The 17,793-nt window shown below is 56.3% G+C and carries 31 protein-coding genes; all 31 read right to left on the bottom strand.

Annotation, left to right across the window (positions count from 1 at the left end; genetic code table 11):
- Nucleotides 1-64 precede the first annotated feature (64 nt).
- Nucleotides 65-601 carry a 50S ribosomal protein L17 gene (rplQ, locus tag BQ7114_RS05030; RefSeq protein ID WP_072342792.1) on the bottom strand — a complete coding sequence of 179 codons (537 nt, stop codon included), beginning with the start codon at nt 599-601 and terminating at the stop codon, nt 65-67.
- A gap of 30 nt (nt 602-631) precedes the next feature.
- A complete protein-coding gene (locus BQ7114_RS05035; RefSeq protein WP_072342795.1) occupies nt 632-1,621 on the bottom strand; it encodes a DNA-directed RNA polymerase subunit alpha in 990 nt (329 codons plus the stop codon).
- A 138-nt stretch (nt 1,622-1,759) separates the two neighbouring features.
- On the bottom strand, nt 1,760-2,164 hold the full coding sequence (gene rpsK / locus BQ7114_RS05040) for a 30S ribosomal protein S11 (protein ID WP_072342798.1): 405 nt from the start codon (nt 2,162-2,164) through the stop codon (nt 1,760-1,762).
- Nucleotides 2,165-2,201: 37 nt separating this feature from the next.
- Nucleotides 2,202-2,573, bottom strand: a complete 372-nt coding sequence (gene rpsM, locus BQ7114_RS05045) for a 30S ribosomal protein S13 (RefSeq protein ID WP_016444114.1) — start codon at nt 2,571-2,573, stop codon at nt 2,202-2,204.
- Between the two features lie 152 nt (nt 2,574-2,725).
- Nucleotides 2,726-2,842, bottom strand: a complete 117-nt coding sequence (gene rpmJ, locus BQ7114_RS05050) for a 50S ribosomal protein L36 (protein WP_016444115.1) — start codon at nt 2,840-2,842, stop codon at nt 2,726-2,728.
- Nucleotides 2,843-2,879: 37 nt separating this feature from the next.
- Entirely contained in the window at nt 2,880-3,101 is a 222-nt protein-coding gene (gene infA, locus BQ7114_RS05055; RefSeq protein WP_016444116.1) for a translation initiation factor IF-1, read from the bottom strand.
- Nucleotides 3,102-3,251: 150 nt separating this feature from the next.
- Entirely contained in the window at nt 3,252-4,097 is an 846-nt protein-coding gene (map, locus tag BQ7114_RS05060; RefSeq protein ID WP_072342801.1) for a type I methionyl aminopeptidase, read from the bottom strand.
- 65 nt (nt 4,098-4,162) lie between these two features.
- The gene (locus BQ7114_RS05065) at nt 4,163-4,774 is read right to left on the bottom strand and encodes an adenylate kinase (protein ID WP_072342804.1); all 612 of its coding nucleotides are present in this window, start codon (nt 4,772-4,774) and stop codon (nt 4,163-4,165) included.
- A complete protein-coding gene (gene secY / locus BQ7114_RS05070; RefSeq protein ID WP_072342807.1) occupies nt 4,771-6,063 on the bottom strand; it encodes a preprotein translocase subunit SecY in 1,293 nt (430 codons plus the stop codon). Before secY ends, BQ7114_RS05065 begins: the two co-directional genes overlap by 4 nt.
- 149 nt (nt 6,064-6,212) lie before the next feature.
- A complete protein-coding gene (gene rplO, locus BQ7114_RS05075; protein ID WP_072342810.1) occupies nt 6,213-6,668 on the bottom strand; it encodes a 50S ribosomal protein L15 in 456 nt (151 codons plus the stop codon).
- 2 nt (nt 6,669-6,670) lie between these two features.
- A complete protein-coding gene (gene rpmD / locus BQ7114_RS05080) occupies nt 6,671-6,856 on the bottom strand; it encodes a 50S ribosomal protein L30 (protein ID WP_016444121.1) in 186 nt (61 codons plus the stop codon).
- The gene (rpsE, locus tag BQ7114_RS05085) at nt 6,856-7,530 is read right to left on the bottom strand and encodes a 30S ribosomal protein S5 (protein ID WP_072342813.1); all 675 of its coding nucleotides are present in this window, start codon (nt 7,528-7,530) and stop codon (nt 6,856-6,858) included. Before rpsE ends, rpmD begins: the two co-directional genes overlap by 1 nt.
- 28 nt (nt 7,531-7,558) lie before the next feature.
- On the bottom strand, nt 7,559-7,927 hold the full coding sequence (gene rplR, locus BQ7114_RS05090) for a 50S ribosomal protein L18 (protein WP_034506912.1): 369 nt from the start codon (nt 7,925-7,927) through the stop codon (nt 7,559-7,561).
- Nucleotides 7,927-8,463 carry a 50S ribosomal protein L6 gene (gene rplF, locus BQ7114_RS05095; protein ID WP_070618135.1) on the bottom strand — a complete coding sequence of 179 codons (537 nt, stop codon included), beginning with the start codon at nt 8,461-8,463 and terminating at the stop codon, nt 7,927-7,929. Before rplF ends, rplR begins: the two co-directional genes overlap by 1 nt.
- A gap of 12 nt (nt 8,464-8,475) precedes the next feature.
- Entirely contained in the window at nt 8,476-8,874 is a 399-nt protein-coding gene (gene rpsH, locus BQ7114_RS05100) for a 30S ribosomal protein S8 (protein WP_034506916.1), read from the bottom strand.
- 69 nt (nt 8,875-8,943) lie between these two features.
- The gene (locus BQ7114_RS05105; protein ID WP_016444126.1) at nt 8,944-9,129 is read right to left on the bottom strand and encodes a type Z 30S ribosomal protein S14; all 186 of its coding nucleotides are present in this window, start codon (nt 9,127-9,129) and stop codon (nt 8,944-8,946) included.
- A gap of 3 nt (nt 9,130-9,132) precedes the next feature.
- Entirely contained in the window at nt 9,133-9,678 is a 546-nt protein-coding gene (gene rplE, locus BQ7114_RS05110) for a 50S ribosomal protein L5 (protein WP_070618138.1), read from the bottom strand.
- Nucleotides 9,675-10,121 carry a 50S ribosomal protein L24 gene (gene rplX, locus BQ7114_RS05115; RefSeq protein ID WP_016444128.1) on the bottom strand — a complete coding sequence of 149 codons (447 nt, stop codon included), beginning with the start codon at nt 10,119-10,121 and terminating at the stop codon, nt 9,675-9,677. The genes rplE and rplX overlap by 4 nt, the downstream gene beginning before the upstream one ends.
- Nucleotides 10,121-10,489 carry a 50S ribosomal protein L14 gene (gene rplN, locus BQ7114_RS05120; RefSeq protein WP_016444129.1) on the bottom strand — a complete coding sequence of 123 codons (369 nt, stop codon included), beginning with the start codon at nt 10,487-10,489 and terminating at the stop codon, nt 10,121-10,123. Before rplN ends, rplX begins: the two co-directional genes overlap by 1 nt.
- Before the next feature lie 407 nt (nt 10,490-10,896).
- The gene (rpsQ, locus tag BQ7114_RS05125) at nt 10,897-11,166 is read right to left on the bottom strand and encodes a 30S ribosomal protein S17 (protein WP_016444130.1); all 270 of its coding nucleotides are present in this window, start codon (nt 11,164-11,166) and stop codon (nt 10,897-10,899) included.
- Between the two features lie 5 nt (nt 11,167-11,171).
- Nucleotides 11,172-11,408: a 50S ribosomal protein L29 gene (rpmC, locus tag BQ7114_RS05130; RefSeq protein WP_072342816.1), complete on the bottom strand. Its 237-nt coding sequence runs from the start codon at nt 11,406-11,408 to the stop codon at nt 11,172-11,174.
- Nucleotides 11,408-11,827 carry a 50S ribosomal protein L16 gene (rplP, locus tag BQ7114_RS05135; RefSeq protein WP_034506926.1) on the bottom strand — a complete coding sequence of 140 codons (420 nt, stop codon included), beginning with the start codon at nt 11,825-11,827 and terminating at the stop codon, nt 11,408-11,410. Before rplP ends, rpmC begins: the two co-directional genes overlap by 1 nt.
- Before the next feature lie 2 nt (nt 11,828-11,829).
- Complete coding sequence (rpsC, locus tag BQ7114_RS05140) at nt 11,830-12,639, bottom strand: 30S ribosomal protein S3 (RefSeq protein WP_070618143.1); 810 nt, start codon at nt 12,637-12,639, stop codon at nt 11,830-11,832.
- On the bottom strand, nt 12,639-13,010 hold the full coding sequence (gene rplV / locus BQ7114_RS05145; RefSeq protein WP_016444134.1) for a 50S ribosomal protein L22: 372 nt from the start codon (nt 13,008-13,010) through the stop codon (nt 12,639-12,641). The genes rpsC and rplV overlap by 1 nt, the downstream gene beginning before the upstream one ends.
- A 35-nt stretch (nt 13,011-13,045) precedes the next feature.
- Entirely contained in the window at nt 13,046-13,327 is a 282-nt protein-coding gene (gene rpsS, locus BQ7114_RS05150; RefSeq protein WP_034506934.1) for a 30S ribosomal protein S19, read from the bottom strand.
- A gap of 15 nt (nt 13,328-13,342) precedes the next feature.
- A complete protein-coding gene (gene rplB, locus BQ7114_RS05155) occupies nt 13,343-14,179 on the bottom strand; it encodes a 50S ribosomal protein L2 (protein ID WP_072342819.1) in 837 nt (278 codons plus the stop codon).
- A gap of 26 nt (nt 14,180-14,205) precedes the next feature.
- Nucleotides 14,206-14,508 carry a 50S ribosomal protein L23 gene (rplW, locus tag BQ7114_RS05160; protein ID WP_016444137.1) on the bottom strand — a complete coding sequence of 101 codons (303 nt, stop codon included), beginning with the start codon at nt 14,506-14,508 and terminating at the stop codon, nt 14,206-14,208.
- Nucleotides 14,505-15,146 carry a 50S ribosomal protein L4 gene (gene rplD, locus BQ7114_RS05165; protein WP_034506939.1) on the bottom strand — a complete coding sequence of 214 codons (642 nt, stop codon included), beginning with the start codon at nt 15,144-15,146 and terminating at the stop codon, nt 14,505-14,507. The genes rplW and rplD overlap by 4 nt, the downstream gene beginning before the upstream one ends.
- Nucleotides 15,147-15,153: 7 nt before the next feature.
- A complete protein-coding gene (rplC, locus tag BQ7114_RS05170; RefSeq protein WP_072342821.1) occupies nt 15,154-15,819 on the bottom strand; it encodes a 50S ribosomal protein L3 in 666 nt (221 codons plus the stop codon).
- A gap of 14 nt (nt 15,820-15,833) precedes the next feature.
- Nucleotides 15,834-16,142 carry a 30S ribosomal protein S10 gene (gene rpsJ, locus BQ7114_RS05175; protein ID WP_016444140.1) on the bottom strand — a complete coding sequence of 103 codons (309 nt, stop codon included), beginning with the start codon at nt 16,140-16,142 and terminating at the stop codon, nt 15,834-15,836.
- A 451-nt stretch (nt 16,143-16,593) separates the two neighbouring features.
- A complete protein-coding gene (tuf, locus tag BQ7114_RS05180; protein ID WP_016444141.1) occupies nt 16,594-17,784 on the bottom strand; it encodes an elongation factor Tu in 1,191 nt (396 codons plus the stop codon).
- Nucleotides 17,785-17,793: the final 9 nt, after the last annotated feature.

The raw sequence follows: 17,793 nt of genomic DNA on the forward strand, positions 1-17,793 counted from the left end.
ACCTGCGCAAAACAAAAGGAGGGTGCGGACCAAACGATCCGCACCCTCCTTGAAGCAGTCAGACTTACTTCTCGGTTTCCTCAGCAGCCTCGGCCTCTTCAGCCTCGGGAGCTTCTACAACCTCTTCAGCCTCTTCAGATTCAGGAGCCTGGGCGGTCTCCTGCTCCTTGACCTCGTCCTCAGCCGCCGCAGCCATAGCTGCAGTCTTGTCGGCCTCCGCGATAACAGCCTTCTTCTCAACCTTCTCGGTCACGATCGAAATCTGAACCATCGGAGCGTTGTCGCCACGACGATTGCCGAGCTTCGTGATACGGGTGTAACCACCCTGACGCTCCGGATCAATCGACGGTGCGATCTCATCAAACAACGTGTACAAAACGTCCTTATCCGAAATCGTCTTAGCTACCGTGCGACGAGCGTGAATGTCACCGCGGCGAGCCTTGGTGATCATCTTCTCGGCAAGCGGCTGCAAGCGACGAGCCTTAGCGGCCGTCGTCGTGATCTGTCCGTGAATGAACAGTTCCCTGGCGAGGTTCGCCAGAATGATTTTTTCGTGCGCCGGGCTTCCACCCAGACGAGGGCCCTTCGTAGGCTTGGGCATGATTTCTCCTATAAAACTTCTGTGCGATGCTTACTCGTCGCTGAACTGGATAGAACGAGGCTGATCAGTGGAACCACCGGGCATTACTGCGTCTTTAAGCGTCATGCCAAGACCAGCAAGCTTCTCCCTGATCTCCTCAATAGACTTCGTACCGAAGTTACGAATATCCAGAAGGTCAGCCTCCGAGTGAGCAACCAGCTCGCCAACGGTCAAAATACCGCGGCGACGCAAGGCGTTGTAAGAACGGGACTGCAGCCCAAGCTCTTCAATCGGAAGAGCCAGATCCTGCGCAAGCGTCTCATCCGTAGCGGACGGACCAATCTCAATGCCCTCAGCCTCAGTATTCAGCTCGCGAGCTAGACCAAACAGCTCAACAAGCGTCTTACCAGCCGAAGCAAGAGCGTCACGCGGCGAAATGGCCGCCTTAGTCTCGACATCAACGACGAGACGGTCAAAGTCCGTACGCTGCTCAACACGAGTAGCTTCAACCTTGTAGGTAACCCGCAAAACGGGACTGTAAATCGAATCAACCGGGATGCGAGAAATCTCGGCATCCGCACTCTTATTCTGAGCGGCCGAAACGTAGCCACGGCCACGCTCCACGGTTAGCTCGATCTCCAGCTTGCCCTTCTCAGAAAGCGTGGCAATGTGAAGATCCGGGTTGTGAATCTCAACCCCAGCAGGAAGCGAAATGTCTCCCGCCGTTACCTCACCGGCCTCATCCTTACGGAGGTACATGACAACAGGCTCATCATTCTCAGACGAGAGAACGATCTCCTTGATGTTCAGGATAATCTCAGCGACATCTTCCTTAACGCCCGGCACGGTCGAAAACTCGTGCTGAACGCCATCAATGCGGATAGACGTCACAGCCGCCCCCGGAATGGAGGACAGCAAGGTACGACGCAAGGAGTTACCCAGCGTGTATCCAAACCCCGGCTCTAGGGGCTCCAGTGTAAAACGCGAGCGGTAGTCGCTAACCTTCTCTTCTGTCAGAGTGGGTCGCTGTGCAATGAGCACGTCTGTGATCCTTTCTGCTCAATATCCGCCATATGACATTGAGCGGTGTTACCAGCACTTGCCGGAACAGGTTTGGCGTTGAATAACCGGGAGGCTAATCAACATCGACGTGGAGACTCAAAGGTCTCGATGAAACGCTCAGACGCGGCGACGCTTCGGCGGGCGTGCACCGTTGTGGGGCTGCGGGGTGGCATCCTGAATGGAGCCAACCTCAATACCCGTTGCCTGAAGCGAACGGATAGCAGTCTCACGGCCGGAACCCGGACCCTTAACGAAAACGTCAACCTTCTTCACACCGTGCTCCTGGGCGCGGCGAGCTGCGGACTCCGCAGCAAGCTGAGCAGCAAACGGGGTGGACTTACGCGAGCCCTTAAAACCGACCTGACCGGAGGAAGCCCATGAAAGGACAGCACCGGTTGGGTCTGTGATCGACACGATCGTGTTATTGAACGTCGACTTAATGTACGCGTGGCCGTGGGGCACATTCTGACGAGTCTTGCGCTTGCCCTTACGAGCCACCGATGAACGCTTAGTAGTAGCCATAACTTATTCTCCTGCGAGTAACAGCCAACCCAGCGGGTTAGGCCTTCTTCTTTCCGGCAACAGTGCGCTTCGGGCCCTTACGGGTACGAGCGTTCGTCTTGGTGCGCTGACCGCGGACCGGCAAGCCACGACGGTGGCGCAGACCCTGGTAGGAACCAATCTCAATCTTGCGGCGGATATCAGCCTGAACCTCACGGCGCAGGTCACCTTCCACCTTGTAGTTGCCCTCGATGTACTCACGGAGCTTTACGAGATCCTCTTCAGTGGCGTCCTTTGTGCGCAGATCCGGTGAAACACCGGTTGCGGCCAAGGCTTCCTTAGCGCGCGTGCGGCCAACGCCGTAAATGTAAGTAAGCGCAACTTCCAACCGCTTCTCGCGGGGGAGGTCTACGCCGGCAATACGTGCCATGTTTTCACTCCAATGGTGAAGTAGGAGGTGGTCACTTCATCATCTAGGTTCTAATCCCCAGCCCCGGCCTCCTCAACCGAGGGTCTCGCACCCGGGAAAATACCCCGGAGCGGCCGATGAAATGCTTATTGATTTATAAAACAGCTTTGGGCTTAGCGGCCCTGGCGCTGCTTGTGTCGCGGATTGTCACAGATGACCATAACCTTGCCGTGGCGACGAATCACCTTGCAGTTGTCACAGATCTTCTTGACACTCGGCTGTACCTTCATGGTTCTACCTCCACCGAAAATCGGCTTAGTGTCGGTTTTACTTGTAGCGGTAAACGATGCGTCCGCGCGACAGGTCGTACGGGCTAAGCTCGACGACGACGCGGTCCTCCGGAAGAATACGAATGTAGTGTTGGCGCATCTTTCCGGAAATATGTGCCAGAACTAGATGCCCGTTACCAAGCTCAACTCGAAACATCGCGTTAGGCAGAGCCTCCACGACGGTTCCTTCCATCTCAATGACGCCGTCTTTTTTCGCCATATCCTCCGTCTATCCCCTACAGGTCGTTTGGAAACCCTCAAAACTGAGGGCGAGCCTATGCACACCGAATTTCGGGTACAGATTATGGCCCAACCAACGAGTTTATAGGATAATTGATGGTCTGGAAAGGCCCCGAGCTTGTTAAATCACTCACGCGCCGAGCGGTGTGGATTTCACCCCGTACGGAGCCAAACCGGCTGCGCCGCCATCTGGAGAAGTTAGCACCCAAACGCCCCGGCTTGTGCGCGCTATAGTGTGCTCCCAATGCGAGGCCAAACTTCCATCCGACGTCTTAACCGTCCAGTCATCTTCAAGCACAAATGTTTCAATACTTCCATCGGTAAGCATTGGCTCTACCGCCAAAACCATGCCCGGCTTGATGCGTGGGGATAGACCTCGCGGACGGTAATTCAATACCTCTGGCGCCTGATGCATTGCGGTGCCGATACCGTGGCCCGTGTACTCCTCGATGATTCCGGCCTCCCAGTTGCCGTCGCGGCGTTTCTCCACCACTTCTTCAACCGCGTCACCAATATCGTAGATGCGCTTCCCCTTCGCAACCGCGGCGAGGGCTGCCCACATCGATTCTTCCGTCACGGAGTTCAACCGACGAGCCTCATCCGAACCGGCCTGATCGCCGCCCACAATCATCGTGAATGCCGCGTCACCATGCCACTGCCTGCCTTCGCGCTCCACGTAAGCCCCGCAGTCAAAAGAGACCAAGTCGCCGCGCTGTAGCCTCGTCATGTCCGGAATGCCGTGCACCACCGTGTCATTGACCGAAATGCAAACCGTTGCCGGGAAGCCTCCGTAGCCAAGGAAGTTTGACTTCGCTCCGTGCTTTGCAATCACACTTGCCGAAACCTCGTCCAGCTCCAGCAATGTCACGCCCGGCACTGCCGCCTGGCGTAGCGCCCTATGAATATCTGCTACAACCAGCCCGGCCTCACGCATCCACAAAATCTGCTTATCGGACTTCAGCTCAATTCGAGACATATAAACCTCAACACATACAAAAGCGGTGAACCCGCTGAAATCTCAGCGGGTTCACCATCATCAAACTACTTTTCTAGCAAGCCGTGCTCGATGAGCACCTTGCGGATGCGTTCCCACACCTCATCAACCGTGCCAACACCATCCACTTGCACCAGTTTGTCCTGGTCCGCGTAGTAGGTAACCATCGGTTCCGTCTGATCCTTATACACCTCAAGGCGACGACGAATCACCGGCTCAGTGTCATCCGCTCGCCCCTCGATCTCGGCCCGCTTCAGCAAACGCTCAACGACCTCATCAAGTTCAACCGCGATTTCAAGAACCAGATCCAAATCTCGCCCGGTGGCGGCCAGTGCGTCACGCAGGTAAAAAGCCTGTTCAATCGTGCGAGGGTAGCCATCCAGCAAGTAACCGCCCGCAACGTCCGGCGCCGACAATCGCGCTTCCACCATCGGATTGGTAACCGAATCGGGAACGAACTCACCCGCATCCATGTAGGACTGCGCTCTTTGACCAAGTTCAGTGCGGTCTTTCATGTTCTGGCGGAAAATCGCGCCAGTAGAAATCGCGGGAATCCGCAAAGCTGCAGCAATACGCTTAGCCTGCGTGCCCTTCCCAGCACCAGGTGCGCCGAGAATCAAAATCGCAGGACCAGCATTTGCCTCATTTGGAGTTATCACTGGAGGAACCCTTCGTAGTGATGTTTCTGCAGCTGCGAGTTGATTTCCTTAACCGTCTGCAAACCGACACCAACGATAATCAGAAGCGTCGTTCCTCCAAACGGTAGCTGGCCAGCCTCAAGCTTCAAAGGAATGATCGCAAGAGTTGGAAGCAACGCGATGATAGCGAGGTAGATGGCACCCGCCGACGTAATACGGCTCATCACGTAACGCAGGTAATCCGCGGTTGGACGACCCGCGCGAATACCGGGAATAAAACCGCCATAGCGCTTCATGTTGTCCGCGGTCTCTTCCGGATTGAACGTGATTGACGTGTAGAAGAACGCGAAGAAAATAATCAAGATCGCGTTGATCAGCATGTACATGGCGCTAGTGGACAAGAAGTTACGTTGAATCCACAGGACCCAATTCTCCGTGGGCTCACCAAAGTTAGCAATCATCGGAGGTAGAGCAAGAATAGACGTGGAGAAGATAACGGGTATAACGCCCGACATGTTGATCTTCAACGGAATGTAAGTGGCAGAACCACCCATCAAGCGGCGACCAACCATACGCTTCGCGTACTGCACTGGAATACGACGCTGCGCCTGCTCCACATAAACCACTGCCAAAGTGATAGCAAGAATAAGAGCCACGATCCAAAAGACCTTGCCCCATCCGCCACCACGTCCGATCGACATGAGGCGAGCAGGCAGGGTTGCCGTGATTGACGTGAAAATAAGGAGCGACATGCCGTTACCGATACCGCGCTCCGTAATAAGCTCGCCGAGCCACATGATGACGCCAGTTCCAGCAGTCATAACAATGACCATCAGAAGGAACGTAACCGGACCCTGATTTGGAATCAATGGCACGGAACAGCCCGGGAACAGACGGCCGGACATCGCCAGCGAAATGATGGTCGAAGACTGGAGGACGCCCAGGAAAATCGTCAGGTAGCGCGTGTACTGCGTGAGCTTAGAACGCCCCTGCTGCCCTTCCTTATGAAGATCATCAAAACGGGGAATAACCACGCGAAGAAGTTGAACGATAATCGACGCCGTAATGTAAGGCATGATGCCGAGCGCGAAAACCGACAGCTGCAGGAGCGCGCCACCGGAGAATAGATTCACCAGATCAAGAAGCGAGGTCTGATCCTGCTGTGCCAAACAAACCTGAACATTCGGAGTGGAAACACCCGGCGTAGGAATGAATGAGCCCAGCCTGAACAAAGCCATGACCATCAGCGTGAACAGCATTTTGTTCCGAAGATCAGGTGTTCGGAATGCCTGTGCGAATGCGGAGAGCAAGCGTCCTCCTGGGATAAACAAAATAATCTAAGCGTAATCGATCTTAGACTAGCGCATCATCATGCTAGGTCTGAAACCAGATTAAGCAAACGGCAAAAGTGCGGCCCGACCATACTGATCGGGCCGCACCTCATTTCAAACAGCCGACATTAGCGAGCGGAAATGGATCCGCCGGCAGCAGTGATCTTAGCTTCAGCAGAAGCAGACCACTTATCAACCGTGATGTTGAACTTCTGGGTGAGCTCGCCCTGGCCCAGAACCTTCACTAGTTCGCCACCGCGAACAGCACCCTTGGCTACAAGATCCTCAACGGTGACGTCGCCACCCTTGGGGAATAGAGCCTCAATCTTTTCCAGGTTAACAACCTGGTACTCAACACGGAACGGGTTCTTGAAGCCACGCAGCTTCGGAAGGCGCATGTGCATAGGCATCTGGCCGCCTTCAAAACCTGCGGGAACCTGGTAACGAGCCTTCGTGCCCTTGGTACCACGACCAGAGGTCTTACCCTTCGAACCTTCACCGCGGCCAACGCGCATCTTGCGCTTGTTGGAACCGGGTGCCGGCTTAAGGTCGTGGAGGCGCGTGATTGAGTATTCTTCACTCATGGTCAGTCGACCTCCTCTACCTCGACCATGTGGCGGACGGCGCGAACCATACCGCGGTTGGACTTGTTATCCGGCAGAACAACCGACTGGTTGATCTTACGCAGACCAAGAGCACGCATTGTGGCGCGCTGACGCTCGGGACGACCAACATCGCCGCGAACGCGAGTAATCTTCAGATTCTTAGCCACTAGTTGCTCACCCCTGCCGCAGCCTTATCGTTCTCGGCCTTCTCAGCAGCAGCGCGACGCTCAGCTTCACCCTCCGCGCGAGCGCGAAGCATGGAAGCCGGAACTACGCGCTCCAGCGGAAGTCCGCGACGCGCAGCAACAGCCTCGGGAACCTCAAGTTCCTTCAGCGCTGCAACCGTAGCGCGAACAATGTTGATTGCGTTCTGCGAGCCAAGTGACTTCGTCAGAACGTCGTGGATACCCGCGCACTCAAGCACTGCACGAACCGGGCCACCGGCGATAACACCAGTACCGGGGTTTGCGGGACGTAGCATAACAACGCCCGCAGCGTCCTCGCCCTGAACCTTGTGCGTGATCGTGCGACGGATCATCGGAACGCGGAAGAAGTTCTTCTTAGCCTCTTCAACGCCCTTCGCAATAGCCTGAGGAACTTCCTTAGCCTTGCCGTAGCCAACGCCGACAGTGCCTTCGCCATCTCCAACGACTACAAGAGCCGTGAAGCTGAAACGACGACCACCCTTAACCACCTTAGAGACGCGGTTAATGGTAACTACACGCTCAATGTACTGGTTCTTGTCGTCACGCCGGTTGTTGTCACGGCGCTGATCGCGACCTGAGCGGCGCTCGCGACGCTGCTCGTCGCGTCCCTCAGAGTTTTCCTGATTTTTAGCCATCAGTGTGTTCTCTTCCTTTCGTCGCTTCTTACAGCGTCAGGCCGCCCTCGCGGGCACCCTCTGCTACAGCGGCGACACGGCCGTGGTACTTGTTGCCACCGCGGTCAAAAACCACAGCGGTGATACCGGCATCCTTAGCACGCTGAGCGATCAGTTCGCCAACACGGCGAGCCTTCTCAACCTTCGTGCCCTTGCCATCAAAATCCTTTTCCAAAGTGGAAGCGGATACGAGCGTGTGACCAACCTGGTCGTTCACAACCTGCGCAACCATGTGGCGGTTAGAGCGGGTCACTACCAGACGAGGACGCTCCGCAGTACCGTTAACGTTCTTACGAACACGCTGGTGACGACGCTTGCGGGCAATGAACTTGCCCTTGCCTTTAACCGTGTAAGCCATTACTTACCAGCCTTTCCAACCTTGCGACGTACCTGCTCGCCGGCGTAGCGAACGCCCTTGCCCTTGTAAGGCTCGGGAGCGCGAATCTTGCGGATCTTCGCAGCGGTTTCACCAACCAGCTGTTTGTCGATACCGGAAACAGAGAACTTGGTCTGGTTCTCAACCTTGAACTCGATCCCTTCCGGAGCCTCAACGACTACCGGGTGGGAGAAGCCAAGCTGGAACTCAAGGCCCTTGCCCTTCGCGGCAACACGGTAACCCGTGCCCACAATCTCAAGTTCCTTGGAGTAACCCTGGGTTACACCAACAACCATGTTCTCGATCAAGGAACGCGTAAGACCGTGCATTGCACGAGCCTCACGATCGTCACCATCGCGAGAGACCTTAACCTCGTTATCTTCGATAACCGCGGCAACCGGGCCCTTCACGACGTAGCTAAGTTCGCCCTTCGGGCCCTTAACCTTAACTTCGCGATCCGAAATCGTAACGTCAACACCAGCGGGGATCGGGATCGGAGTCTTGCCAATACGTGACATGAATAGTTCTCCTTACCAGATGTAGGCGAGGACTTCCCCACCTACTCCCCTGTTGTATGCCTCGCGGTCAGTGAGCAGGCCGGACGAAGTCGATAGAATCGCAACGCCAAGACCGCCACGAACGCGCGGCAGGTTGGTGGACTTTGCATAAACGCGCAAACCCGGCTTAGAGACGCGCTTTACGCCAGTGATAGCGCGCTCGTGGTTAGCACCGTACTTGAGGTCAAGCGTCAGAGTTTTACCAACGCGGGCGTCCTCTACCTTGCTAGCGGCAATGTAGCCTTCCCTAACAAGGATCTCAGCAATAGCTGCTTTGAGCTTAGAATGCGGCATCGACACCGACTCATGCTGTGCCGAGCTCGCATTACGCAGACGCGTGAGCATGTCTGCGATGGGATCAGTCATTGTCATCGGGGTTTCTCCCCTTCCTCAACGCGGTTTCCAAAACTGCTTATCAGCATTGGACCTGCGATGTAGTCGTTACCAGCTGCTCTTAGTCACACCCGGAAGCTCGCCGTTAAGAGCGAGTTCACGCAGGCAGACACGGCACAATCCGAACTTGCGGTACACCGAGTGCGGACGACCGCAACGGTTGCAACGCGTGTAAGCACGAACCGCAAACTTAGGCTTGCGGGCGGCCTTTACTTTCAAAGACGTCTTCGCCATTTGTCAGTTCTCCTTGAGCGGGAAGCCCAGGCCGCGCAGAAGCGCACGACCCTCATCGTCGGTTTTGGCTGACGTGACGATCGTGATGTCCATGCCACGAACGCGATCAATGTTGTCCACATTAATCTCGTGGAATACGGACTGTTCCGTCAGGCCGAACGTGTAGTTGCCGTTACCGTCGAACTGCTTCGGGCTTAGACCACGGAAGTCGCGAATACGCGGAAGTGCAAGAGAGATCAGGCGATCCATGAACTCCCACATGCGGTCACCACGCATCGTGACGTGCGTGCCAATAGGCTGACCCTCACGCAGCTTGAACTGCGCGATCGACTTACGAGCCTTGGTAACAGCCGGCTTCTGGCCGGTGATAACGGTCAAGTCGCGAATCGCACCCTCGATAGCCTTCGAGTCACGAGCCGCATCTCCAACACCCATGTTCACGACGACCTTAACCAGGCCACCTACCTCCATGGTGTTAGCGTGCGCGAAGTCCTTCTCCAACTTCGGGCGGACCTCATCAATGTACTTTTGCTTCAAGCGAGGGGTCATGCTCCGATTTCCTTTCCAGGTTCGAGGCCGCGCTTGGTACCACCACGAACCACGCGGATCGGGTTGCGGTTAATACGCTTGCCGTTCTCGTCGCGCTCAACGCGGAAGCCAACACGAACACGCTTCTTCGTATCCGGATCCACAAGAGCCACCTTGGAAATGTGGATCGGAGCCTCAATGTGCTCAATGCCGCCAGTTGTGGCGCCCTGGGCAGACATGCCCTGGCGCGTGTGGCGGGTCTTCACGTTGATGCCCTCAACGAGGACCTTCTGCTCGGCTGGGAACACCTTGATAACGCGTCCCTGCTTGCCCTTATCGCCAGGCGCTAGAGGAGCAAGCCCCTCCGCCTCGCGGCGCTTGTTGCGCTCATCAATCTTCTTCTGATCGCTCGTGCGACCAGAGATGACCTCTACCAGGTCACCCTTCTTAATTTTTGCTGCCATCAGAGCACCTCCGGTGCGAGTGACACGATCTTCATGAACTTCTTGTCACGAAGCTCACGGCCTACGGGGCCAAAGATACGGGTACCACGCGGTTCGCCATCACTCTTAAGGATGACAGCTGCGTTTTCATCGAAGCGGATGTAAGAACCGTCTGGGCGGCGGCGTTCCTTGCGGGTACGCACAACAACTGCCTTGACGATCTCACCCTTCTTCACGTTGCCGCCGGGGATAGCGTCTTTCACGGATGCGACGATAGTATCGCCAACACCCGCATAGCGCCGACCCGAGCCACCGAGGACACGGATGCACAGGATTTCCTTAGCTCCCGTGTTGTCGGCAACCTTTAGTCGCGACTCCTGCTGGATCATTCGTTGTACTCCTGTCGTCGAGCTGGTTCTCATACACGCACAAAATGCGCTTGAGCCTGGCCGAACGTATACGGACTTGTGCGCGAAAACTCGCGCTATGTTACCTCTTCACTTCAGACTCAAGCACACCAGGAAACCATCGGTGCTAGGTCTCTGAAACAAAGCAGGCTGGGTCTTACAACGTGGGCGTGGTGGGTTAAGCCACTCAGTGCTATACGCGCACGTTTGGAAAAATGCGCACACTGCCACTGCTGCAAAGACTGCAACCCCAACAGCTTACGCTACTTCCCCACTCAAACCAAAGAGAGGGCGGAAGAAAAACCCTGTGCCTTTGCTCACCCACATCATAAATAAAGAATGTAGCCACCCACTCGGATGGCTACATTCTGAAAGGTTGCAAGTAGAAACTACTTGGCTCGCTCGATTACCTCGACTACGCGCCAGCGCTTCGTCTTGGAGAGCGGACGAGTCTCCATGATGCGAACCAAGTCGCCAACACGGATATCGTTGTTCTCGTCGTGCGCTTTAACCTTCTTGGTACGGGTGACAACCTTGCCGTACAGAGGGTGCTTGGTGCGATCTTCGAGCTCTACCACGACCGTCCTATCCATCTTGTCGGATACGACGTAACCGCGGCGAACCTTACGGTGGTTACGAACTACAGGCGTTTCGCTCACTTAACTCACTCCTCGCTATTCGGTGCGGTGCGAATACCGAGCTCACGCTCACGCGCCACAGTGTAAATACGGGCGATGTCACGGCGAACAGCCTTAAAGCGGCCGTGATCCTCAACCTGTCCGAGAGCCTTGGAGAAACGCAGATTAAACAGCTCTGCCTTAGCCTTCTCAAGCTCGCTCGCAAGCTGGGCGTTATCCATCTCGTCGAGATCAGCCGTCGTTAGACCCTTCTTGTCTGCCATTATGCGTCACCACCCTCACGGACCACGAACTTGGTCTTAATCGGGAGCTTGTGCTGCGCGCGACGCATAGCCTCACGAGCTACGTGCTCGTCAACACCAGCAAGCTCAAACATGACACGACCCGGCTTCACGTTAGCGATCCAGAACTCCGGAGCGCCCTTACCGGAACCCATACGGGTTTCAGCAGGCTTCTTCGTGAGCGCATGGTCCGGGAAAATGTTGATCCAGACCTTACCGCCACGCTTAATGTAACGGGTCATTGCAATACGAGCGGCCTCAATCTGACGGTTCGTGATGTAGGCGGGCTCAAGAGCCTGAATGCCGTAATCTCCGAACGCAATCTCAGTGCCACCCTTCGCCATACCCTTACGGGTCGGGCGGTGCGGTTTGCGGTACTTAGTCCGCCTTGGGATAAGCACGACTAGGCCTCCGATCCAGATGTCTCAGCCTTCGGAGCAGCTTCTTCAGCTGCCTCCTGCGGCCTCTTGTTCCTGGGCTGATCGCCACCACGACGCGCGCCACGACGGCCGCGGCCACCACGACGGGCGCCACCGCGGTTACCAGCCTCCATAAGCTGCTGCTGGTACTCGCGCTCGGTCACGTTGCCCTTGTAAATCCAAACCTTCACACCAATGCGGCCGAACGTCGTACGAGCCTCGTAGAAGCCGTAATCGATGTAGGCGCGCAGAGTGTGCAACGGCACACGACCTTCACGGTAGAACTCGGTACGAGACATTTCAGCACCACCAAGGCGGCCCGACACCTGGACACGAATGCCCTCGGCGCCACCGCGCATAGCGGACTGAATGCCCTTACGCATTGCGCGACGGAACGACACGCGAGCAGCAAGCTGCTCCGCGATGCCCTGCGCAACGAGCTTCGAATCAAGCTCAGGGTTCTTAACTTCAAGAATGTTCAGCTGAACCTGCTTGCCCGTCAGCTTCTCCAGCTGCTGGCGAAGACGGTCAGCCTCTGCACCGCGACGGCCAATAACAATGCCGGGGCGAGCAGTATGTAGGTCAACGCGAACGCGATCGGTAGTGCGCTCAATAACGACCTTCGACACGCCAGCGCGCTCCAAGTGCTCGTTCAGGAAGTCGCGAATCTTCACGTCTTCAATCACGTAGTCGCTGTAACGCTGGCCTTCCGTGGTGGAGTCAGCGAACCAGCGGGAGCGGTGCTCGGTGGTAATACCAAGCCTAAATCCGGTGGGGTTAACCTTCTGACCCATTACCGGCCTTCCTTCCCTTTGTCGTCCTTCGTACCAACCACCAAGGTGATGTGGCTCGTGCGCTTCAAAATCTGAGCTGCACGACCCTGCGCACGCGGGCGGAAACGCTTCATGGTTGGACCCTCGTTTACGTAAGCCTCAACTACGTAAAGATCCTCTTCCTTGAAACGCTCACCAGCGTTTTCAGCCTTCACTTTCGCGTTGGCTATAGCACTCATCAGAATCTTGCGGATATCTTTTGCGACAGCCTGCGGAGCGAACCGCAGAATGTCCGCTGCCTCCAAGGCATTCTTGTTGCGGATTTCATTCACAACGCGACGTGCCTTGAGGGGCGTGACGCGTACATAGCGCGCCTGCGCCTTGGCTTCCATTAAAACCTGCCTCACTTCTAGCTACAAGACCAGGCTTAGCGCCTGCGTGCCTTGCGATCGTCCTTGTCATGGCTACGGAAGGTGCGGGTCGGAGCAAATTCACCGAACTTGTGACCAACCATTGCTTCCGTAACGAAGACCGGCACGTGCTTACGGCCGTCATGCACTGCAACAGTGTGCCCCAGGAAATCCGGGGTAATGACGGACCTGCGAGACCAGGTCTTAATAACGTTCTTCGTACCCTTATCGTTCTGCTCATCAACCTTCTTCAGGAGATGCTCGTCAACGAAGGGTCCCTTCTTTAGACTGCGTGGCATAATCCAGCTCCTCTATCAGCGCTTCTTGCCGGTCCGGCGACGGCGCACAATGAGCTTGTCGCTGGGCTTATTCGGACGACGGGTACGGACTTCGGGCTTACCCCACGGGCTAACCGGGTGACGGCCACCAGACGTGCGACCCTCACCACCACCATGCGGGTGATCGACCGGGTTCATAGCAACACCACGAACGTGCGGACGGCGTCCCTTCCAACGCATACGTCCAGCCTTGCCCCAGTTGATGTTGGACTGCTCGGCGTTGCCAACAGAACCAACCGTTGCGCGGGCCATGACCTCAACGTTGCGGATTTCGCCAGAAGGCATACGCAGCTGAGCGAAGCGGCCTTCCTTTGCAACCAGCTGGACAGAGGTGCCAGCAGAACGTGCGATCTTTGCACCACCGCCAGGGTAAAGCTCAACAGCGTGAACCACGGTACCAACCGGGATATTACGCAGCGGCAAGTTGTTGCCCGGCTTAATATCTGCGCTTGGACCAGATTCGACGACGTCGCCCTGATTCAGGTTTGCAGGAGCTAGAATGTAACGCTTTGCACCATCGGCGTAGTGCAGCAGAGCGATACGGGCAGTACGGTTCGGGTCATACTCAATGTGAGCGACCTTAGCCGGAATGCCATCTTTATCGTTGCGGCGAAAATCAATCAGACGGTAGGCACGCTTGTGGCCGCCACCGGGGTGACGAGCCGTCACGCGCCCCTGATTGTTACGACCGCCGGTCTTGGTCAGCGGGCGAACCAGAGACTTCTCCGGAGTGCTCCGGGTAATCTCCACGAAGTCCGCCACGCTCGAGCCACGACGACCAGGAGTCGTGGGCTTGTACTTACGGATTGCCATTATTTGTAACCTTCTTCTTCGATGACTCAGGCGAGATCGCCGAAGATGTCAATGGTGCCTTCGCTTACAGTAACGATGGCTCGCTTCGTGTTGTTTCGACGGCCAATGCCATCGCGAGTGCGGTAGCGCTTGCCCTGTCGGTTCTGCGTAGCAACGTGGCTTACCTTCACATCGAAGATCGCCTCGATTGCCTGGCGGATTTCAGTCTTGTTCGCGCGCGGATCTACAAGGAACGTGTACTTTCCAAGATCCATCAGACCGGAAGACTTCTCGGTGATAACCGGCGCGAAAATAATGTCGCGGGGGTTCTTCGACTTTTCGAGACTCACTTGTTGTCCTCCCTCGCTGCAATGAAGCTTTCAAGAGCGTCCTTGGTGAACACAACATCTTCCGCGTTGATCACGTCGTACGTGTTGAGCTGATCCGCCCAAAGAACGTGAACGCTAGGAAGGTTACGAACCGAAAGACGGTTCAGGTCGTCCTCACGCGTTACAACCACGAGAGCCTTGCGACCGTCAACGATCTTGTCAAGAGCTACTCGCGCGGTCTTGGTGGACGGGGCATCGCCCTCAAGGAGGCCGAGAATCACGTGCATGCGGCCACCGCGGAAGCGGTCCGAAAGCGCGCTGTAAAGAGCTGCAGCCTTCATCTTCTTGGGGGTACGCTCAGCGTATGAGCGCGGCTGCGGGCCGTGCACAACGCCGCCGCCTACCCACTGCGGAGCGCGGATCGAACCCTGACGAGCCCGACCGGTGCCCTTCTGACGCCAAGGCTTCTTGCCACCGCCGCGGACCTCGCCGCGGGTCTTGACCTTGTGGGTTCCAGCGCGAGCTGCACCCAGCTGAGCCTTAACAACCTGGTGGATTAGCGGAATATTAAGATCTACGTCAAAGTACTTTGCGGGAAGCTCGATCGTGTCGACTTTCTTACCCTCAAAGCCCAAAACGTCAATAGTCAACTTAGCCATTTATAGTTCACGCACCCTTCACAGAGGAGCGAACCAGAACAACCGCGTTCTTCGGGCCAGGAATGGCGCCGCGAATAAGCAGCAGACCCTTTTCAGCATCAACTGCAAAAACAGTCTGGTTCTGGATGGTACGACGGACATTGCCCATGCGGCCGGCCATGCGGGTGCCCTTAAATACGCGACCAGGGGTCGAAGCACCGCCGATAGAGCCCGGCTTACGGTGAATCTTGTGTGCACCGTGGCCGCCGGGACCGCCAGCGAATCCGTGACGCTTCATCGTGCCAGCGAAGCCCTTGCCCTTCGTGTTACCGGAAACATCAACCTTGTCTCCAGCAGCGAAAACGTCCGCCTTGAGCTCCTGGCCGACCTCAAACGAATCAGCTTCAGAAGTGCGGACCTCAACGAGGTGACGGACAGGCTTAACGCCAGCCTTCTCAAAGTGACCAGCCAAAGGCTTGGTGATACGGCGAGCATCGATCTCGCCAAATCCGATCTGTGCGGCGCAGTAGCCGTCAGTCTCTTCAGTGCGCACCTGCGTAACGACGTTGGTGCCCACCTGCACAACCGTCAAGGGAACGACCTTACCGTCGTTATCCCATGCCTGGGTCATGCCGAGCTTGCGGCCAAGTAGCGCCTTTACGGGCGCAACCGCCTGCTTGGTGTTTTTAGTCATGTCTGCAGGTTTCCTCAGAGTTTAATATCGATTTTTACGTCGGCCGGAAGGTCGAGTCGCATAAGCGAGTCAACTGCCTTCGGCGTCGGGTCGATGATGTCAATCAAGCGCTTATGAGTGCGCATTTCAAAGTGTTCGCGGCTGTCCTTGTACTTGTGGGGCGACCGAATAACCGTAAAAACGTTACGCTCGGTCGGCAGCGGCACCGGGCCCACTACCGTCGCACCTGCGCGCTGCACAGTGTCGACGATCTTGCGCGCGGAGCTGTCAATGACCTCGTGGTCATAGGACTTGAGCCGGATGCGGATCTTTTGTCCCGCCATGCCGTCTTACCTCTCTTAAACAGCTTCTCACCGGTCCCCGCGCTCGGGCGTGTCGCTTTTTCAAACAGCTTCGCGCGGTGGCTCCCCATTGGAGGAACTGGACCGTTTTCTTGTGATCAAGAACATGGAGCATAAAGCCCCTCAGCAGATTGCACATTCATGCTCTCCACTGTTCGCCCTCCCGAGATAGCACTCCCGTTCGGACACAACCACACCAGTTTGACAGATTTAAGCACTGATTCCAAATGATTTGGAATTTAGTGGTGTGATTCTCAAAAGCACCACTTGCGGTCGAGACGCATCTCCCCCATCAAGAAGCAACCGCGACGTCAAGCCATGCCATCTTAAACGTGCACGCGTTTGTAACACGGTGCCAGGCAAAAGTGATGGGGAGTAAATAAGTTGTGGCCCAAAGCGTTCGCTTTGGGCCACAACTAAAAGTCAGTCAGACTTAGGAAAGAACCTCAGTCACACGACCGGAGCCAACGGTGCGACCACCCTCACGGATAGCGAAGCCGAGGCCCGCCTCCATTGCGATCGGCTGAATAAGCTCAACCGTGATCTCGGTGGTGTCACCAGGCATAACCATGTCGGTGCCCTCAGGCAGCTCGATGATGCCGGTAACGTCCGTGGTACGGAAGTAGAACTGCGGGCGGTAGTTGGTGAAGAACGGCTTGTGACGGCCACCCTCCTCCTTCTTCAGGATGTAAACCTGGCCCTTGAACTTGGTGTGTGGGGTGATCGAACCCGGAATGGCTACGACCTGGCCACGCTCAACATCCTCACGCTTGGTACCGCGAAGAAGCAGACCACAGTTCTCGCCTGCCCAGGCTTCGTCCATCTGCTTGTGGAACATCTCGATACCGGTAACGGTGGTCTTCTGCGGCTCGCGAATACCGAGGATCTCAACCTCAGCGTTCAGCGGAAGCTTACCGCGCTCAACACGACCGGTAACAACGGTGCCACGACCGGTAATGGTGAAGACGTCCTCAATCGGCATGAGGAACGGCTTGTCCATGTCGCGCTCCGGGGTCGGGATGTACTCGTCGACGGTCTCCATGAGATCCTCAACCGACTTTACCCAAACCGGGTCGCCCTCAAGAGCCTTAAGAGCCGAAACGCGGTGAATCGGGGTGTTGTCGCCGTCGAAGTCCTGCGAGGAGAGCAGCTCGCGGATTTCTTCCTCAACGAGCTCAAGCATCTCTTCGTCATCAACCATGTCGGACTTGTTCAGTGCAACAACCAGGGTCGGCACGCCAACCTGGCGAGCAAGCAGAACGTGCTCGCGGGTCTGAGCCATCGGGCCGTCCGTTGCAGCAACAACGAGGATAGCGCCATCCATCTGGGCAGCACCGGTAATCATGTTCTTCACGTAGTCAGCGTGACCCGGGGCGTCAACGTGTGCGTAGTGACGCTTGTCGGTCTGGTACTCAACGTGAGAAACGTTAATGGTAATACCACGGTCGCGCTCTTCCGGAGCGTTATCAACCTGGTCGAACGGGGTGAACTCGTTCAGTTCCGGGAACTTGTCAGCCAGTACCTTGGTGATCGCCGCGGTCAGGGTCGTCTTACCGTGGTCAACGTGACCGATGGTACCGATATTTACGTGCGGTTTGGTACGCTCGAACTTGGCCTTCGCCACTTGTGTCCT

This window comes from Actinomyces urinae, assembly GCF_900119695.1.
Lineage (GTDB): Bacteria > Actinomycetota > Actinomycetes > Actinomycetales > Actinomycetaceae > Gleimia > Gleimia urinae.

Excerpts from the sequence above, each read along its gene's own strand:
- rplQ (WP_072342792.1), bottom strand. The coding sequence starts at position 601 with ATGCCCAAGCCTACGAAGGGCCCTCGTCTGGGTGGAAGCCCGGCGCAC.
- rpsK (WP_072342798.1), bottom strand. The coding sequence starts at position 2,164 with ATGGCTACTACTAAGCGTTCATCGGTGGCTCGTAAGGGCAAGCGCAAG.
- rpsM (WP_016444114.1), bottom strand. The coding sequence starts at position 2,573 with ATGGCACGTATTGCCGGCGTAGACCTCCCCCGCGAGAAGCGGTTGGAA.
- rpmJ (WP_016444115.1), bottom strand. The coding sequence starts at position 2,842 with ATGAAGGTACAGCCGAGTGTCAAGAAGATCTGTGACAACTGCAAGGTG.
- infA (WP_016444116.1), bottom strand. The coding sequence starts at position 3,101 with ATGGCGAAAAAAGACGGCGTCATTGAGATGGAAGGAACCGTCGTGGAG.
- map (WP_072342801.1), bottom strand. The coding sequence starts at position 4,097 with ATGTCTCGAATTGAGCTGAAGTCCGATAAGCAGATTTTGTGGATGCGT.
- rplO (WP_072342810.1), bottom strand. The coding sequence starts at position 6,668 with ATGAGTGAAGAATACTCAATCACGCGCCTCCACGACCTTAAGCCGGCA.
- rpsE (WP_072342813.1), bottom strand. The coding sequence starts at position 7,530 with ATGGCTAAAAATCAGGAAAACTCTGAGGGACGCGACGAGCAGCGTCGC.
- rplR (WP_034506912.1), bottom strand. The coding sequence starts at position 7,927 with ATGGCTTACACGGTTAAAGGCAAGGGCAAGTTCATTGCCCGCAAGCGT.
- rplF (WP_070618135.1), bottom strand. The coding sequence starts at position 8,463 with ATGTCACGTATTGGCAAGACTCCGATCCCGATCCCCGCTGGTGTTGAC.
- rpsH (WP_034506916.1), bottom strand. The coding sequence starts at position 8,874 with ATGACAATGACTGATCCCATCGCAGACATGCTCACGCGTCTGCGTAAT.
- BQ7114_RS05105 (WP_016444126.1), bottom strand. The coding sequence starts at position 9,129 with ATGGCGAAGACGTCTTTGAAAGTAAAGGCCGCCCGCAAGCCTAAGTTT.
- rplE (WP_070618138.1), bottom strand. The coding sequence starts at position 9,678 with ATGACCCCTCGCTTGAAGCAAAAGTACATTGATGAGGTCCGCCCGAAG.
- rplX (WP_016444128.1), bottom strand. The coding sequence starts at position 10,121 with ATGGCAGCAAAAATTAAGAAGGGTGACCTGGTAGAGGTCATCTCTGGT.
- rplN (WP_016444129.1), bottom strand. The coding sequence starts at position 10,489 with ATGATCCAGCAGGAGTCGCGACTAAAGGTTGCCGACAACACGGGAGCT.
- rpmC (WP_072342816.1), bottom strand. The coding sequence starts at position 11,408 with ATGGCAGACAAGAAGGGTCTAACGACGGCTGATCTCGACGAGATGGAT.
- rpsC (WP_070618143.1), bottom strand. The coding sequence starts at position 12,639 with ATGGGTCAGAAGGTTAACCCCACCGGATTTAGGCTTGGTATTACCACC.
- rplV (WP_016444134.1), bottom strand. The coding sequence starts at position 13,010 with ATGGAAGCCAAGGCGCAGGCGCGCTATGTACGCGTCACGCCCCTCAAG.
- rpsS (WP_034506934.1), bottom strand. The coding sequence starts at position 13,327 with ATGCCACGCAGTCTAAAGAAGGGACCCTTCGTTGACGAGCATCTCCTG.
- rplB (WP_072342819.1), bottom strand. The coding sequence starts at position 14,179 with ATGGCAATCCGTAAGTACAAGCCCACGACTCCTGGTCGTCGTGGCTCG.
- rplD (WP_034506939.1), bottom strand. The coding sequence starts at position 15,146 with ATGGCTAAGTTGACTATTGACGTTTTGGGCTTTGAGGGTAAGAAAGTC.
- rplC (WP_072342821.1), bottom strand. The coding sequence starts at position 15,819 with ATGACTAAAAACACCAAGCAGGCGGTTGCGCCCGTAAAGGCGCTACTT.
- rpsJ (WP_016444140.1), bottom strand. The coding sequence starts at position 16,142 with ATGGCGGGACAAAAGATCCGCATCCGGCTCAAGTCCTATGACCACGAG.